This is a genomic window from Nocardia sp. NPDC051750 (assembly GCF_044453135.1).
Taxonomy (GTDB): Bacteria; Actinomycetota; Actinomycetes; order Mycobacteriales; family Mycobacteriaceae; genus Nocardia.
In genome coordinates, this window is the sequence record NZ_JBITCK010000004.1 from 480,777 (window position 1) to 495,708 (window position 14,932).

At 61.8% G+C, this 14,932-nt stretch carries 8 protein-coding genes and 2 pseudogenes; 2 read left to right on the forward strand and 8 right to left on the reverse strand.

Annotated features, from left to right (window positions below; genetic code table 11):
- Positions 1 to 7: 7 nt before the first annotated feature.
- From ACIA75_RS20640 to ACIA75_RS20665, 6 genes and pseudogenes are all read right to left on the reverse strand, one after another.
- A pseudogene (locus ACIA75_RS20640) lies at positions 8 to 160 on the reverse strand (helix-turn-helix domain-containing protein); the annotation flags it as partial.
- Between the two features lie 134 nt (positions 161 to 294).
- Positions 295 to 2,133: a DrmB family protein gene (drmB, locus tag ACIA75_RS20645; RefSeq protein WP_397106258.1), complete on the reverse strand. Its 1,839-nt coding sequence runs from the start codon at positions 2,131 to 2,133 to the stop codon at positions 295 to 297.
- The gene (locus ACIA75_RS20650) at positions 2,114 to 5,281 is read right to left on the reverse strand and encodes a helicase-related protein (protein WP_397106260.1); all 3,168 of its coding nucleotides are present in this window, start codon (positions 5,279 to 5,281) and stop codon (positions 2,114 to 2,116) included. The genes drmB and ACIA75_RS20650 overlap by 20 nt, the downstream gene beginning before the upstream one ends.
- Entirely contained in the window at positions 5,278 to 6,798 is a 1,521-nt protein-coding gene (locus ACIA75_RS20655; RefSeq protein WP_397106262.1) for an NERD domain-containing protein, read from the reverse strand. The genes ACIA75_RS20650 and ACIA75_RS20655 overlap by 4 nt, the downstream gene beginning before the upstream one ends.
- Entirely contained in the window at positions 6,795 to 11,504 is a 4,710-nt protein-coding gene (locus tag ACIA75_RS20660) for a sacsin N-terminal ATP-binding-like domain-containing protein (RefSeq protein WP_397106264.1), read from the reverse strand. The genes ACIA75_RS20655 and ACIA75_RS20660 overlap by 4 nt, the downstream gene beginning before the upstream one ends.
- 783 nt (positions 11,505 to 12,287) lie before the next feature.
- Positions 12,288 to 12,476 (reverse strand): annotated as a pseudogene (locus ACIA75_RS20665) (ISL3 family transposase); the annotation flags it as partial.
- Between the two features lie 280 nt (positions 12,477 to 12,756).
- Here ACIA75_RS20665 and ACIA75_RS20670 point away from each other — a divergent pair.
- Both ACIA75_RS20670 and ACIA75_RS20675 read left to right on the forward strand, forming a co-directional pair.
- On the forward strand, positions 12,757 to 13,035 hold the full coding sequence (locus ACIA75_RS20670; RefSeq protein WP_397106266.1) for a hypothetical protein: 279 nt from the start codon (positions 12,757 to 12,759) through the stop codon (positions 13,033 to 13,035).
- A gap of 88 nt (positions 13,036 to 13,123) precedes the next feature.
- Positions 13,124 to 13,636: an OsmC family protein gene (locus tag ACIA75_RS20675; protein ID WP_397106268.1), complete on the forward strand. Its 513-nt coding sequence runs from the start codon at positions 13,124 to 13,126 to the stop codon at positions 13,634 to 13,636.
- A 56-nt stretch (positions 13,637 to 13,692) separates the two neighbouring features.
- Here ACIA75_RS20675 and ACIA75_RS20680 read toward each other — a convergent pair whose 3' ends face one another.
- Positions 13,693 to 13,965 (reverse strand): hypothetical protein, encoded by a 273-nt coding sequence (locus ACIA75_RS20680; RefSeq protein WP_397106270.1) that lies wholly within the window; start codon positions 13,963 to 13,965, stop codon positions 13,693 to 13,695.
- 221 nt (positions 13,966 to 14,186) lie between these two features.
- Entirely contained in the window at positions 14,187 to 14,534 is a 348-nt protein-coding gene (locus tag ACIA75_RS20685) for a hypothetical protein (RefSeq protein WP_397106272.1), read from the reverse strand.
- Positions 14,535 to 14,932: the final 398 nt, after the last annotated feature.

A 14,932-nucleotide genomic window follows, 5' to 3' on the forward strand; every position in this document is an offset into this window, starting at 1 on the left:
GAGCTACGACATCCGGTCGAGGCTCGGACCGCCCGGCCAGCCAGGCACTGATGATTGCCGGATGTACCCCTAGCCGCTGCGCCAGGTCCGTCGGGTCTGTGCCTTTGCGTCGAAGACGCTCGGCCAACCATTGACCTCGCTCGGTTCTGTTCGAGTTCAACGCTCCTCCTCGCCTGCCGGTTTGTCCTCGTGTTGCTGCACTACCGGTGCTGCTACGACGCGGAGACGACAGATTTATCCTGCGTTTCAGATGTATTCTCGCGAGCCACTCGGCTTTCGATGCTCGTGCCGCCGTCAGTCGACCTCGAGGAAGCCTCCGATGTGAGTGCTGAGCGACTGCCGCACCTCAGGTAGTACTGCCTCCAAGAATCCTGGAACCTTGCTTCCGCCGAGTACCACTTGACGGTCGAGTAGACGGTTGCCCGATTCGCATGACGTCTCGCTGATGAGCGTGCAGCCGTGGCAAGCGGAGAGGTTGAGGTGAGCGCTGCCCTGCCGGTCGCTTTCGATGCAGACGGGATCGTTGGAACAGACATCGGCATCGTCCAGAGCCGAGGTGAGTAGCGGGATAATTCGTTTCGGCTCACCGAGTCGTACGAGGCCTCCCAGGGTTCCCTGAGCATCACCTGCTGCAGTGTAGATCAGGATTCCTGCCATAGGATCTGGCCCGTCTGCGTTGGCGTAGATCTTCTCCTGGAGTGCTGCCGACGAGTAGCCGCTGGCGAACGCCAGACGACGGATGAGGAGGTGGGCGAGAGTGTGCAGGGCGACGAACCGGGGGGTCGGTACTTCGAGTCGCTGCGTCCACGGTGCCTCTTGGCGACGTCTCCCCAGAATTTCGGCCCGGGCCTGGACTGGGTCGAGACGTTCCCAAGTCGCGACAGCCTCCTCGTCGAACTGGAGAAAGATCCCTTCGCCGTACAACTCGATGGCGGGATACACCGGTTGCCTTTTCTGGTCCGGCCCGAGATCGACGTGGATGAGGGCTGAATCCGGGGAGTGTCGTCGGAATCCACGCAGGGCACGGACTTCTCGCACGCGCCGCACCTGTCCGATCCCAGCGATCGCCTGGATCAGTGTCTTCGGTCCGGGAGTCTCGCCCGACACTTTCCACCCGTCTACGACGAAGTCGCCTCCGGTACGGTCCCGGCCGCTGTCCATCTTCTTGACGAATGCCGCCCACTCTCCGTCCCGCAGACCGGCGATCGATTGTTCCACCGACATACCTTCGCCTGCGGCAAGGGCAAGAACAGCTTCGGGCGACACGCCGAGCTCATCGGCGATCCAACCGGCGACCACCTCCGCCTGCGGGCCGCCATTGTCGGCCACGACTTTGTCGAAGTAGATGTGGCTTCGGACTCTCGACGCCAACTCCTCCGACTGCGGCGTCTCCTCCGGGATATCGAGGGCCGAGACCCGCTCAGCGATATAGTTCCCGGTCGCCCCACGCTGAACGGCGATCAGGTGGTGGTCACACACATCCTTGGCAGCTTCCTCGTCCTCCCAAGGCTGGCGCCCACCACACCTGATGCCATCTCTGTGAAGTGCGTCTTTCCCGACGAGCTCGGACAACGGCCGCGAACGTTTGCATCCACCGCAATTGATACGTAGCGAGGCAAGGCCCTCACCGTGTTTTACCGATCGGACGAATGTGAGCTCCTTATAGGCGCGACAGAATCGGACCTCCTCCGTCACGTCGGCATCACGACCTCGGTGCGCCCACATGAACCAAGGAATGTCCTGTACGTGGCTGCCTTTCGTGCAGACCGCGACATACCGCATGGGAACGAGTCCGCCGCCACAGTTGCAGGTATTGGTCCAGCGGCCCTTGTATTTGCCCGTGAGCATTGAGAGTTTCGAACACCGTTCGCAGAACCGCCAGGCAGGAAAGCGCCAGTACAGCAACCCCTCTGTCTCCTTCGCTGCCCGGCCGGCATGCGTCGGAGGTTGTCTCAGTTCGCCGGGGCCGAGTCGTGCGAGGAGCCGATCACAGCTGATCCGGGGCGAGTGTTTTCGATCCCACCACGATGTGTCGGGAGCGATGAGGGACTCGCCGCGCACGTCGACGATCGCGCCGACACCGAACGGGGTGATCGTCTCCGAAAGCCGCAGGTCATGCTTGATCTTCTCCACGGAAAATCTCCTCACGTGGCTCTTGTACGGACACAGCGACATTCGGTTCGACCGAGCGCATCGAGTCAGCGACGAGCCACCCCTCGTTGGGTTGACCAAATCGCTTCAACAAGGATTCGTCCGTGCCTGAACGGCGGTCGTAGCGTAGGGGGTAGTTCTGCTCGCGGGCCTGTGCGGCGCGCCGGTCCCAATCCCGCAGAAGCCTCCTCAGCTCATCCTCGGTCTCGTCCTTTTCGATGGCGTCGGATCGAGACACGAGTTCGAGGAAGCGGGTGACCTGCTTGTCGATGGCCTCTGCCAGCCCGGAGTTCTCCAGGTCGAGCATGCCGGCAGAGGTGTCGGCGGCGAGCGACGGGAGTGTATGCCGTATCAGTACGACCAGGGCTCCCGCCAGAGAGCGCTGCCGTGAGGACAGGGACCACGGAGTGACACTGGTGGGTTCCACGCTGCGATACAGGGCGTCGTGGTAGCCGCGAAATGTCTCGAAGTGTGAACGATCGCGCGCGCGATTCGATCGGAACAGAGTCACCACAATCCCGCTGTTGTCACCGCGCCCCACACGGCTGGTCGCCTGGATGTATTCCGCTGTGGTCTTGGGCTGTCCGACCATGAGCATGAGTGCCAGGCGGGGGATGTCTATGCCCACGGAGAGCATGTTCGAAGAAAGGACCACGTCGATCGCTTCGGTCGAATCGTCCGCACTCGTACGCAGTTCCCGGAGATCATTGGGCAATTCCTCGGGTCGTCGGCGACTGGTCAGTTCCAGTACCTTGTCTTTTCGGATACGTCGCAGTGGAAGCCCTATCCGTTCTGCGCGAGTCTCCAAGCGACCGTTCACGTCATCGACGACGAGGGTGCCGGTGCGTCCGAGCTCCCGAAGAGAGTTGTGGTACATGACCAGCGTCCAGTACGCGTCACGTGAGCTGGGCGGCTCCGGCTGCGCATCGACGACCGTTGGCAGTTCGGCCAGAGGTGCCGCTGCGGCTACCAGTGCGGTCACCTGCGGCAGCGATTGGGGCATCAATCCGACGTAGAGACGGCCTGCACCATTCTCCACCGGCTGCGAGAAGAAGGTCGTATCGTCGTCGAGACCCGCCGGGGGGTACAGCGCGACGTCGCGACCGTAGAGCCCTTTGATCTGCTCTTGCGAGGCTCGAATGGTCGCGGTGGATGCGACGATCTTCGGCCTGATGCCGTTCTTGCTCAACAGAAGCTGAATCACCGCGTCGAATACGGCGACCGTGGTCCCGAGTGGCCCGGATAGGAGGTGCAGCTCGTCCTGGATGATCATGGATGGTTGGTGGTAGCTCATATCGAGTCCGAGCAGTTTTCCGGATTCGGGCTTGAACTGCAGTCGCGCGAACTTGTCGACTGTTGCGAGGAGGATGGTCGGAGGTTCGTCGTACAGGAGGTCGTCGACGACTGCCAAGGGCAATTCCGCGGCGAAATGGCAGTTCCTGTCCGTGCAGTGAATGACGATGTCCCGACCGATCAATTTCATGCCGTACCGGCTCGGGTCATCTGACCTCTGTCGCGGTACGAGCGGGGTCAGACACCAAGGGCAGCTCTCGACCTGGAATTTGTTCGCTTCCTCGGGTCGAGCTGCCTTTAGCAACCGTTCGAGGGCTGCTTTCGCATCGGGACGCGTGGCGGGAGTTGCTTCGTTGCCGACCCACAGACCGATGGAGAACCGGGCCATACCCTTCACCCTGGGATCGGAACCGCGGAGGATCTCCATCGCGCAGACGAGGGCGGCGGCGCGCTGGAATTGCTGGGCGGTCAAGAGACGCAGGGTATAGCGCGTAATAACGGCTGTACCCGCACCTTTCATACCATGGACAAGACGGCGTCGAAATATCTCGATCGCTGCGAGACCGAGATATGCCTCTGTCTTTCCGCCGCCCGTCGGAAACCAGATCAGATCGACCAGTGCGCGATCAGGGTGGCCTTCCTCGACGGTCGATGCCAGGGACACGAGCAAGAACCCGAGCTGGAAGGGGCGCCAGGCCGGCTCACCCGGAGTATTGCCCCGGTTTACGGCAGCCTGCTGCATCTGAAGTCTCATGGCCGCCATCGCGAGCGCGAATGCTGCGCGGACAGCTGGCTGACCCGAGTTCCGCAGTAGTTCTACCCCTGTCGCCATCCGGTCAGCCGCGACCCGCGAGCGGTCGGTTATGTCACGTGCGACCTTGGCCTGGTCGCCGAATGTCTCGACGCGAGACTCCTGAACCGACACCCACGTCGAGAACGCGGCCACGAACGCGTCGAGCATCGGTAGCACCGCGTCTGGCTCGCTGTCGATACGCGACAGCAGGTCGAGACGCAGAGCACGGGCTTCCTCCGTGTCTGGATCGAATCCGGTGGTTTCTACGCCCGGAACTATGAAGGACGGGAGCGGTGTTAGGAATATTTTGGTGCATTGGCCAGATTCGGATTCCCAATCGGCGGCCATACCGTGGCCTACGGCGTAGACCGTGCGGTTCCGATAGCGAAGGCGAAGTTCGGCGGACTCCTCGTCGAGATCAAGGGTGCGGTGTGTGTCGTATTCGATGAACTGACCGCCGTCGGCGGTGCGGACCGCGAGCTCGACCTGGAACAGCATGCGGTCGATGTCCAGCTTGTCGTTACCGGTCGAGGATTCGGTCAGTCGTACATGGACAGTGACCAGGTGCGCGTCACCGCAACGTCGCCAGCGTGATCCGATCTCGAAGGGTACTCGTCCTGCCGTAAACCGTTGTGGCGGTCGGTCGGCGTTGACTACTACGTCCGAGTATTCGGACGGGCGGCGCCGCCATCGAGGCGGCCCATCGTCGGCGATCGCCTCATACGTACCTCCCGAGAAGTCGCAGACGGCGGTATCGGAATCGGTCACGAACGAGATCGCGATGGAAGAGGGCCGCCAGTCCTCAGGCAACGGGACGCCGGCACCGTCCTCCTCGACATCGCCGGTCGGGACCGCTGAGGAGAGAGCGGCGCCTTCGTCTGCGGCCTCCGAGGGCGGCGGTGTCGACTCGACGGGGAACAACATCCCGATCGAGTACTGCAGATTCGGTCTGTTCTGCAGCACCTCGTCTTCGCCGTGCTCGGGTCCGACATAGGCGGCGTGAAGGTGGTCGAGAGCGAGCTTCTGTCCGCTGGTGAGGGTCACTGCGCTGCCCCTTGCCGTCGAAGAAGTCCCTGAAGGCGGTGCTTGTCCTTGACCGATGCGAGGATGTGAAGGGAGACGCGCGCACGCGTTACCGCGACGTAGAAGGCAGCGATCCCCGTGTCGTCATAGTCCTCCGGCAGATCGCACACGATGACGTGCTCTGCTTCCAGCCCCTTGGTGTACCGAGGACTGGTTACCGTGATCCGGTCGTGCGTAGACGAGGGCTCCGCCGTTGAAGAGGCGCTGATTATCCAGATCCCCGATCGCGAGCATCCGTCGCCGATCAGGCGGCGCGCAACCTCTGCCGCCTGCTCGACGTCAGCGGCACCCTTGGACCACCGCCATTGAACTCTGTCGCCGTGGACGATTCCCGGATCGCCCACATCTGCGCCGAGATACTCCTGGACCACATGCACGATCGCCTTCGTGTTGCGAACGTTCCGTTGCAGGTCGAACGACGGAGCCTCGGTTTCGACCAAGTCGTACACATCTTGGTCGAAGCGGCCATCGACATGGGCCTGGTTGTTCGGATCGAGAAACATACGCCACCGGCCATCGGAACGGCCGCCTGCCATGACCGTGTCCAGCCGATCCATAGCCTCGGCGTTCATGAGGTCTTGTGCTTCATCGATCAGAACAACGTCGTAGGTCTTGCTGTCCGTCAACTCGTCGAACGGTATGAGGTCGATGTCCCTGTCTGCAATGAGTGGCGTGAAAAGCTTTGTGAGGGCAGGGGAATGGAAGGTGATCAGAACTGACCGGCCGGCGTTCGCCTCCTGCTTGGCCGCCTCGGCAAGCACCAGTGATTTTCCGGTTCCGGCACCTCCCAGCACCAGCATTCTACGATTCCGGGCCAGCGATGAGAGCACTCGCGCCTGTTCCTCGGTGGCTCTGTTCTGCTCTTCCAGCACCGCGCCTCGTTGAGCATCGATCACCGGCATACGGGTGAACTCGCCGAAAAGCCGATCCCGGAGATCCTGACTGCGGGCCATCTTCTCGCCGTACGGTGCCTCTCGTCTCGCCTCGGCGATCGCAGCGAATGCGTCGGTCAAAGCGCCGACGCCCATATTGTCCTTCGCCAGCCAGTGAGTCGACTTCCACTCGATCGAGTGGGGCGGCGCATCGATGTCAGGGGTGATGACGACCGCCTCGTGACCGAACCACCCGACCCCTTCACCTCGGAGAATGTCGCGCAGAGCGAACATTGCCGAGCGTGCTTGGTCCACCGGGGACGAGGTGAGTTTGTTCCAATCCCCTCGGCGATCGACGGAGTACCAGACTCCGTCGTACTTCTTCACACCGCCGCCCTTGACCTCTACGACGATGATCATGTTGTCCCACAGGATCACGAAGTCCGCTTCGGCCTGCTGCTTATACGCGTGTGACCGCAACTTCACCGAGTAGAACGCCACGGTATCCGGCGGGCCGGCGATCCGATGCAGGAGCGAGGCGACTCGACGTTCCGCCTCGCTCTCGGCGATTCGGAGAATCTCCGGCAGGTCCGGAATCAAGATCATTCTGCCCCCCTGTTCCACAGGTCCTCGTACTCGCGGAAGCCGAGCAGATCGTTGATATCACCGAAGTTGTCGTCCATGTCGACGATGAGACATTTCTCCTTGCCGCCGTTCAGAGGCCCCCGAAGTCCGCGCCCTGCCATCTGGATGTATGCGCTGGGGCTGAACGTCGGACGCGCGATGTAGAGCGCGCGGACACCAGGCGCATCGAACCCCTGGATCAGTACATCGCAGTTGGTAAGCACACGGATCTCACCGTCCTGGAACTGCTGAATGATCTCTCGGCGTTCCTGTCGCCCCGTCTGACCACTGACGGATGCTGCACTGCGACCCTGGTAACGAATCATCGCCGCAAGGACCTGGGCAGATAGGACATTCGGAGTGAACACCAGTATCGGCCACTCCGGATCCTGGTCCAGGATATGGCTGAGCAAAACCGACATACGCGCCCGGTCCTTGGCAATCCTGTCCAGGACACCTTGATTAACGCGCCCCATACGCGTCATTTGGTTACGCTCCTCCCTCGAGAGCGCCACTTCAGCGCCGGGGAGCACATCATGTTCTACGTGGGCCAGGAATCCGCGTTCGGCCAGGATCTTGTAGGGGTTGTCATCGAATGCGCTGATCTTGGTGTCACCGAATCTGCTGACAAGACTTCGTGTTCCCGCTTCGGACCTGCCCTTGAAGGGCGTCGCTGACAACCCGACCAGTGGTCGCTCCCACCCTCGGCCCGCGACACCCAGCCAAGTCAGAATTCTGGTGTAGCGTTCCGAATCGCCGGCGCGATGTGCTTCGTCTACTACCACCGCGGCTGGCTCTATCAGCCAAGAGTACTCGCTGTCGCCGTTGCTGATTATTTCGTCGAGCTGTGCATCAGTAGCTACGATCACACCGAATTCTGTTTCGGGACGGTGAACCTCGTTCCCTTCCCAGAGACGACCGATGGTCAGCGGATGTTCGGCACGGATCCCGCGCCACACCACACTGAAAGTCTGAACAGCTTGCTCACACAATTCTTGGGACTGAGCTATCCAAAGGATGTTGCCGGTCAGTCCGCCCTCGATGAACAGGCGGAGGATGGTTTCCGAGGCGACCCGGGTCTTACCCGCTCCAGTCGGGAGTTCGACCATGGCCTTGCTTGCACGCCCCTTCTCATCACGCCTTGTAAGGACTTCGCGCAGTTTCAGGCTGATTTCCTCCTGGAAATCGTGTAATGGACTGAGTTCAGTTACGCCGGGAACCACGAACTCGGCGTCTTGACGTTGAGCTCTACGCCCGGCGTATTTGGCGCTGAAGCCCATTTTTCGGAGCCAGGAAATCGTGGCGGCCCCGCCGGCCCACTCCTTAGGTACGTCTGGAAAACCTTCCCGCCTGAAAAGTTCCGCAAGAAACTTGATGGAATCCGAGCCGCGGACCGTTAGGTGCAGCTCCCCGATGGAAGTTGAGGAATCGACCAGGTCCTGAGCTTCGAGCGCTTGCCACAGCCCTCTGGGGAGTTCCTCACGTAGGTCGTCTTCGCCGAAGTAGATCTCAAGTCGCTCTGCATCGGTGGTCGCAGCCTGGGCGGCCTGGCGGGCTTGTTCGAGGCGATGGTCCAGGCCGACCTGGCGAACTTTGGCGAGTTCGGCATTGCTCAAATTCAGCTCGAATGCCTCATTTACGATCTTGAGCACACGCTCCTCACCGGTGGCGCTCTGAATGAAGAGTTGCACTCCATCCGCCAGGTGCCACTCGAGTGACTTGTCTTCAACACCATGCTCCGTAGTGGTGTACTTCGTGATGTTTGCAGCACGAGTGACTGTTGCGGGCATCAATCTATCGGCTGCAGCGGTGTTCCGAAGTCCAGTGAGTACGTCGAGTATCGACTCTCCGGCCTGCTGTCCTTCCGAAACAACGGAGAATGTGAAGGCATCTTCGAATTTTCGGCATCCCACAGTTTCTACAACGTCTGCGACGGTTTTTTCTGTGGCTACCAAATACGGTCGTTGCCGAGCGACGAGGAACTCGCGTTCCTCGTCTGTCACGGCCACGAAAACAGACTTTGTCGACCGTAATTCGATTACACGTCCCACTCGAGCGGGGATGCGAGGTGGCTTTCTTCCAGGGTATGCCAAACGGCTGGCTGAAACGATGAACTCGGTAAGTACTGAGTCGCTTATCTTGTCGGATACAGCGTCGGACTCAAGCCCTTCTCGTAGAAGTTCGGGGGGTACCTCCTCGAGCTTGTCGGGGAGGTTCAGAATATCTACCAGTGGCCGCGGACCGGTGAACAGGGGCAGAAATTCCCCATATTTCGTCAGTGATGGTGCAACCACCTCGCCGGGATACCGGATTCCTTTCAATGAATCCACCAGACCAGCTTTTTCCAAGGCCCACCGCACCGGGGAGGGGACGGGAAATACGTTGCCCGAGTCGAGGTCCTCGCAGTCCCATTCCGCATCGCCGAAGCCGAGGAGCTTGTATGTCCACGCAACGCGCAGTCGGAACGATGCTTGGGCTTCGTCGAGGAGGATCAGCATGGAAAACGGCCCCGGTGATCCACCGTGCCTCGGTTGGACGGAAATCCGGTCGAGCGGACGCTCGCCAGGGCCGAGGCCCTCGTTGACGGCCTTCAAGACCGAGGAACAGTATTGATCGTATAGCGGTTCGTCTTCGATGTTGTATTTCCCGAGGGGCTCGCGGACAACACCGATGGCGTGCGCGACGTCGGGAACGCATCGTGACCGGTCGAGCTGCAAGTAGGCGTACTCCGCAGCCAGAGGTTCGTCTATGTCGATGACCTGTTGTGGCCACGACCAACTGCCGTTGCACGTGGGAACTTTGACCACCGTTCGGGAGTGGTCTCTGATCACGCTTACCGCCTGTTGGACAGTGAGGTTGAGTGCGGCGTCCCAAAGTCGGGACAGTTCGAGGTCGTCGGGGTCGACCGACAAGTGGTATACACGAGCATTGAAAATGGCAATGGGATCGAGGTTTCGGAAGCCCTCCTTGAGTAGCAAGGCTTTGATTCCCGGCTGCGCAAGAAATAGAGGTTCCACGAACTCGGCATCCTCGATGTCGATATCTTCTTCGCGTTCAAGGAAGACACTGTCCTTGTTGTGCAATCCACATAGTCCAGCCGTGGTCGGGATCACTTTTGCTTGCGCGAACCCGGACGGGTTCTTCTGGTTCAGAATGAATTTCAGAGCATTGGCAGCAGAGGTGAAGTCGCTGCCTTCCGACCACTCCCTCAGCCATGAAAGGATCCCACGTGTAGGCATATTCTCCAGCGCGCGTTTCATGTCGTGGTCATCGCTCTCCGCAACGCCGGGATCGAAACCGTATGCCATCAGTTCGCGCAGGCGTGTCACTCGTTGAGGTGAGGTGTAGCAACGCCAGTGGGGCACATCGTTGCCCGTATTGGGCGACTCGATCCATGCGCGATGTACGATTTCATTCACCGTGACTTCCGTCCGAGGATCGAGTGGACGGATATCTTCGGCTCGCGCGAGCGCTCCGTGCGCGTCGGGGATCAACGCAACCCTGGCGTACTGGCGTGGGATTGCCGCATACAAGACGGTGTCGCCGAACGAACGCTCCTCGCGCCCACGCGCGGGCAGGTAGTCCAAGTGAGCAGCGGGATCGGTGGGGGTACTGAGGCGGGGCAACAGGTCTACAAACATCTCGGCCAGCGTCCTGAGTATCTCGCGGTTGTAGTCGTTGCGCAGCAGAGTGGTGCGGTCGTCATTCACGCTCCACGGCGCATTGAACAGCGCGGATGCCGACGTCTGGTCCTGGAGCGGGAAGTACGACCAGAATTGCCCAAGGCGGAGCTGAGCGTGGTTCACTGGCATGGCCACGGTAACCTTGACCGCAGAGCGTGAGACGGCCTCACCAACTTCTTTCCGGGCCTTGTGAGACGGCGAATGCATCCGGTCTTCGACCAGCCACTCGTCTCCGGTGCCGTCCGGACGCTCGATCTTGAAGAGGCCGTTCCCGAGCTCCCGGGACACGTGACTCGTCTCGAAACCGTCTTCGCCGAGTACGCGGAGCCTCACTTCTCGTACGGAGCTGACGAACAAGAGAAATTCCGAGGAGAAGGACTCGATCTCCTTCCGAAGCCGGTTGAGGCTCATTGCATCGGGAAGCTTGACGACGGTTGTCGCCCATTCTGAGAGCTCTTCGAGAATGGTGTCCTCGGCGAAATGTTCGTGAGCGTCGATAAGGGTCGGTGTGCGCAGGACAGGGTATCGCTTGACCTGGGCTCCGATACCGGCGATCGCGTTCTTCGCCTCGGGTGAATTGAACTCGAAGGACACCGACCTGCTGAAGACCTGAGGTGTTTCGGTCACAGCGAGTACCGACTTGAAGCCGAGACCGAACCGTCCGATCTCGTCACCTCGTTTGCCACTCAGGTGTGCATGCGCGATCGCGACCAGACCGTTCTTCGAGAAGGGGCGGCCCGCGTTCGCGCAGTAGAGTGCCCTGTTGTCGGGATCCAAGATGATCTCGACCCTGCCTGTGTCGGTGTGATCGCCTGACATAGCATCGGCGGCGTTCTGCACGAGTTCTAGAAGCGTCCGGTTCGCGTATCCGCCAACCCGAATGATCTCCTCGTGGTTGGCATGCTCGGTGATGAGGTTGCTGTTTGCCTCGTACGACTCGATCGCCCTGCGGAACTGTGCGTCGACCTCGCCGGCAAGGCCGCTGTCATGGGTCCATGGAGCCATAGCTCATGCTCTTTCCTGGGTCAATTAGGTGCTCGGAGTTCTGGATCGCAGGTGGCGAACTTGCGAATCGCATCTCGACCGGCGTTCCAGAGGTTCGAAGATGTCGAGAATGGCTGTGGTGGAGGGGGTTCGGTGGTCAATGTCGGCGGGCGGCCGGTGCAACCCTGAGGCGATCCCGCGACATGGAGTCCCGCCTTGGCGGCGTCGGCACCATCGCGTGCAGGTCGGTGCGGTCGATTTCGTGGTTCACCACCGGGTCCAAACTCCTCGGTCCTGTTTCCTGTTACGTCGCGGCAACCCTCCCCCGGCGGGCGGGAAGGGGACGTCGCCCTGGTGATCGCCATGAGTGGCACTGCTGTTACCCCCTTGATGTCCCGATAGTGCCAGATCTCCCCGTGAATTTGACGGACAACGCCCGAATTGGGGTACGGTCTCGGTTGCTGGGGCAATGCTGAGCGTTCGAGGGTAACTCTGAAATGCCCTCGGAGTCAGGACCTACCGTGGGCCGCGCAATCTGGTAGAAGCTTGTGCGACGGTCGAATGAACATTCGATAAAGATAAAATATCAGTATTTCAGATTCGCACTTCGGGGTCTTTTCGGTGGTGAAGGTGTTGTCGGCGATTCCTCCGCGATCCCGTTCCCGACGTTTCTGCTCTGTCATCGGGATCTCTGATGCGGCCTCTGCTCCGCCTATTCTTGATCCACACCTGCTGCAAGCAATGTTTGAGCAAATCAAACTTGGGTTGGATGTCGTGCCTGTGGTGCGCGCTGTGAGGGCCGCAGGCCGAACTGTCACGCAAGACGATCTCGACGCCGGGATGCTCCCGCAACCAGTTTTCCTGGGTGTCGGAGCGGTGGGCCGGGCAGAACATCAACACGCTGGTGGGTCGCGCGGTCGATCGCACGGTGGCATAGCGGTGACGGCGCAGCAAGGTCAAATCATCCACACCGACCACCGCCCGACCATTCGGACCGCGGCCTGCCCGGCCAGATCCCGCACCACCGCACGCATCTGCCCGGTCAACCGAGTAGTGCACCGCTGACGGTGCTCCAACACGCCGGGTACCTGTTCCCGGAACATGCGCCGGCACCAATACTCACATCGCACACTGGGCCATCGTGCCGCAGTCACCTCACCGGCACTACCGAAAGTGGCCAGAGCCCTGAAGAATCCGCAGTTCCGGCGAGTACATCTACAGCGGGTTCTATCGGGTCTCGCGGCTGCCCGGGTCCGATCAGCCGAGTGTGCATGTGTCGTTTCCGTTGCCGTTGGGGAATGTGCAGGTTTTCCTGCGGCCGGAGGTCGGGGAGGGTGGGGCGTTGCGCCTGGTGTCGCCGCCGGGTGCGTTCGGGGCCGACGGTGCCTATGTCACGGTGGTCGAGGGTGATCGGTGCTGGGCGGCGCGGATTCCGATCCATGAGGAGTTCCACGTGTTCGCCGACGGCGCGAACCTGCTGCGCACCGACCACACGTTGGCGCTCGGTCGTGCGACGGCGCTCCGGCTTCACTATCTGCTCATGCGTGATTGAGCTCGGTGTTCGGTGCCGGTAGCTCCGATTAGCCTCAGCACGAGCGCAATTCTGGCCCGGGTCCGCGCCGGAACTTAACGTCACGGCCATGACCGCCGGAACTTCCTCGCTCAACGACATCACCGCTGCCACTGCCGACGCGGTGGCACAGGATCCGGCGAATGCCGCGGTGGCATTCCGCGTATCGGGGATTCCGCAGGGCACGGTGGGTAGCGCCATCACCGCGGGTGCTCATGGGTTGCGGGTGGACGAACCCGCGGCGCTCGGTGGGGAGGACACCGCGCCGAATCCGGTGGAGGTCTACCTGGGTGCGTTGATTTCCTGCCAGATCGTGACTTACCGGTTCTGGGCGCAGCGGCTGGGGATCGTGGTCGACGATCTGTCGATCGACGCCGAAGGCGATCTGGATGTGCGCGGGTTCTTCGGCTTCGACGACCGGGTTCGTGCCGGGTTTCAGGCGGTGCGGGTCCGGGTCCGGATCACCGGGCCAGAGACCGCCCAGCGGTATGCGGAACTGCAGGCCGCCGTCGATGCCCACTGCCCGGTACTGGACGTCACCACCGGTGCGACACCGGTCGAGACCACGCTCGAAACAGCCTGAGCTCCCGGCCGACTTGGCGGCGGTGCGACAGATACCTCACCGCCGCGTTCACAACATCAGTCCGCCTGGCAGACGAACATCCATTCGGTGCCGTAGTGGGCGGCGGAATCTTCGTCGAGGTGCACCCACTCGTAGTGCCCCGGTACGCCGCCACCGGGGGTGCACGGGTCGCCGACCTTCTTGCCGTCCGGCGGTGGGGGCGGGCCTGGCTGTTGCGCGCCCGGGAGTCCGGGTAGATCGGCGCTGCCGGACGGGAGCGCGGCGGCCGTGGCCCCCGCGAAACCCATGGCTGCCAGGGACATTGCCGCGATCACGCAGGCCTTCTTCATCAATGCCTCTCCACTCGGCGTTCGTGCAGGGTCGGCCCGGCGACCGGTTGGTCGCCGGGATCGGCCGGAGCACGCCGCCTGCGTCCGAACCGGCCGGTCGTAGGAGTCGGGTGTCAGGGTAGTGGTGGGGCAGGTGTCCCGCGAACCGGTGCGTAAGCAGCACCGTGAACAGGTTCCGCCGATAGGCGCCTCTGATCGCCACCCGGATTGCCACGGCCGGGTTACTGTTTGATCTTCTCCACGGGATAGCCGACGAGCGTGGACACGGTCAGTCCGTAGACAGCCAAGCCGATCAACACCGGAAGTGGGATGTGACCTTCCGGATCGAAGGCTATCCACAATGCGTAGGCGGCGGGTGGCACATACAGGATCGCCGCAGCGGTTTCGCACCACGCAACCAGGTTGTTCGGCTTTCTGCGGCGTACGGGATCGGAGAGAGTGGTGTCGGGTATATCTTCGCCGTAGCCCTCGGTGGTGCTCGTCGCTACACCGCGGAACCCCAACGACGCCAGATATGAACAGAAGAGAGTCCCTGCGACAAAGGCCAGGCTGACGATGAATGCCTGCACTTCTCCACCATAGACCCACGGCTGTCGGTAACGGTCTCGGAGACGAGAGCGCTGGAGGCCGCGATGCGCTACTCGGAGTAGCAGGCTGCCGTCGACACTCACTGCCCGGTATCGGTTCTCACCACTCCGGTGGAGACGACGTTCGAAACCGTCCGACCCACCGGCCTGTTCGGTCCCGACCGACCTGGCTCCCGCGTCGACGCGTCGAGTGGCCGAGTCGCTCGTCGAAGCCCGTCTCTCCCATCGGCCGGTGGCCGGTGCGGTAGTGGGGGGCGGGGGCCGGGCGCCCCCCCCCCCCCGCCCGCGCCCGGCGCGCCCCCCCCCCCCCCCCCAAAACCCCCCGACCGTGTGGGGGGGCCCCCCCCCGGCGGGGCGCCCCACAAAAAAAAAACCCACCC

Coding starts and splice junctions, on each gene's coding strand:
- ACIA75_RS20655 (WP_397106262.1), bottom strand. CDS start 6,798: ATGATCTTGATTCCGGACCTGCCGGAGATTCTCCGAATCGCCGAGAGC.
- ACIA75_RS20660 (WP_397106264.1), bottom strand. CDS start 11,504: ATGGCTCCATGGACCCATGACAGCGGCCTTGCCGGCGAGGTCGACGCA.
- ACIA75_RS20675 (WP_397106268.1), top strand. CDS start 13,124: ATGACCGCCGGAACTTCCTCGCTCAACGACATCACCGCTGCCACTGCC.
- ACIA75_RS20680 (WP_397106270.1), bottom strand. CDS start 13,965: ATGAAGAAGGCCTGCGTGATCGCGGCAATGTCCCTGGCAGCCATGGGT.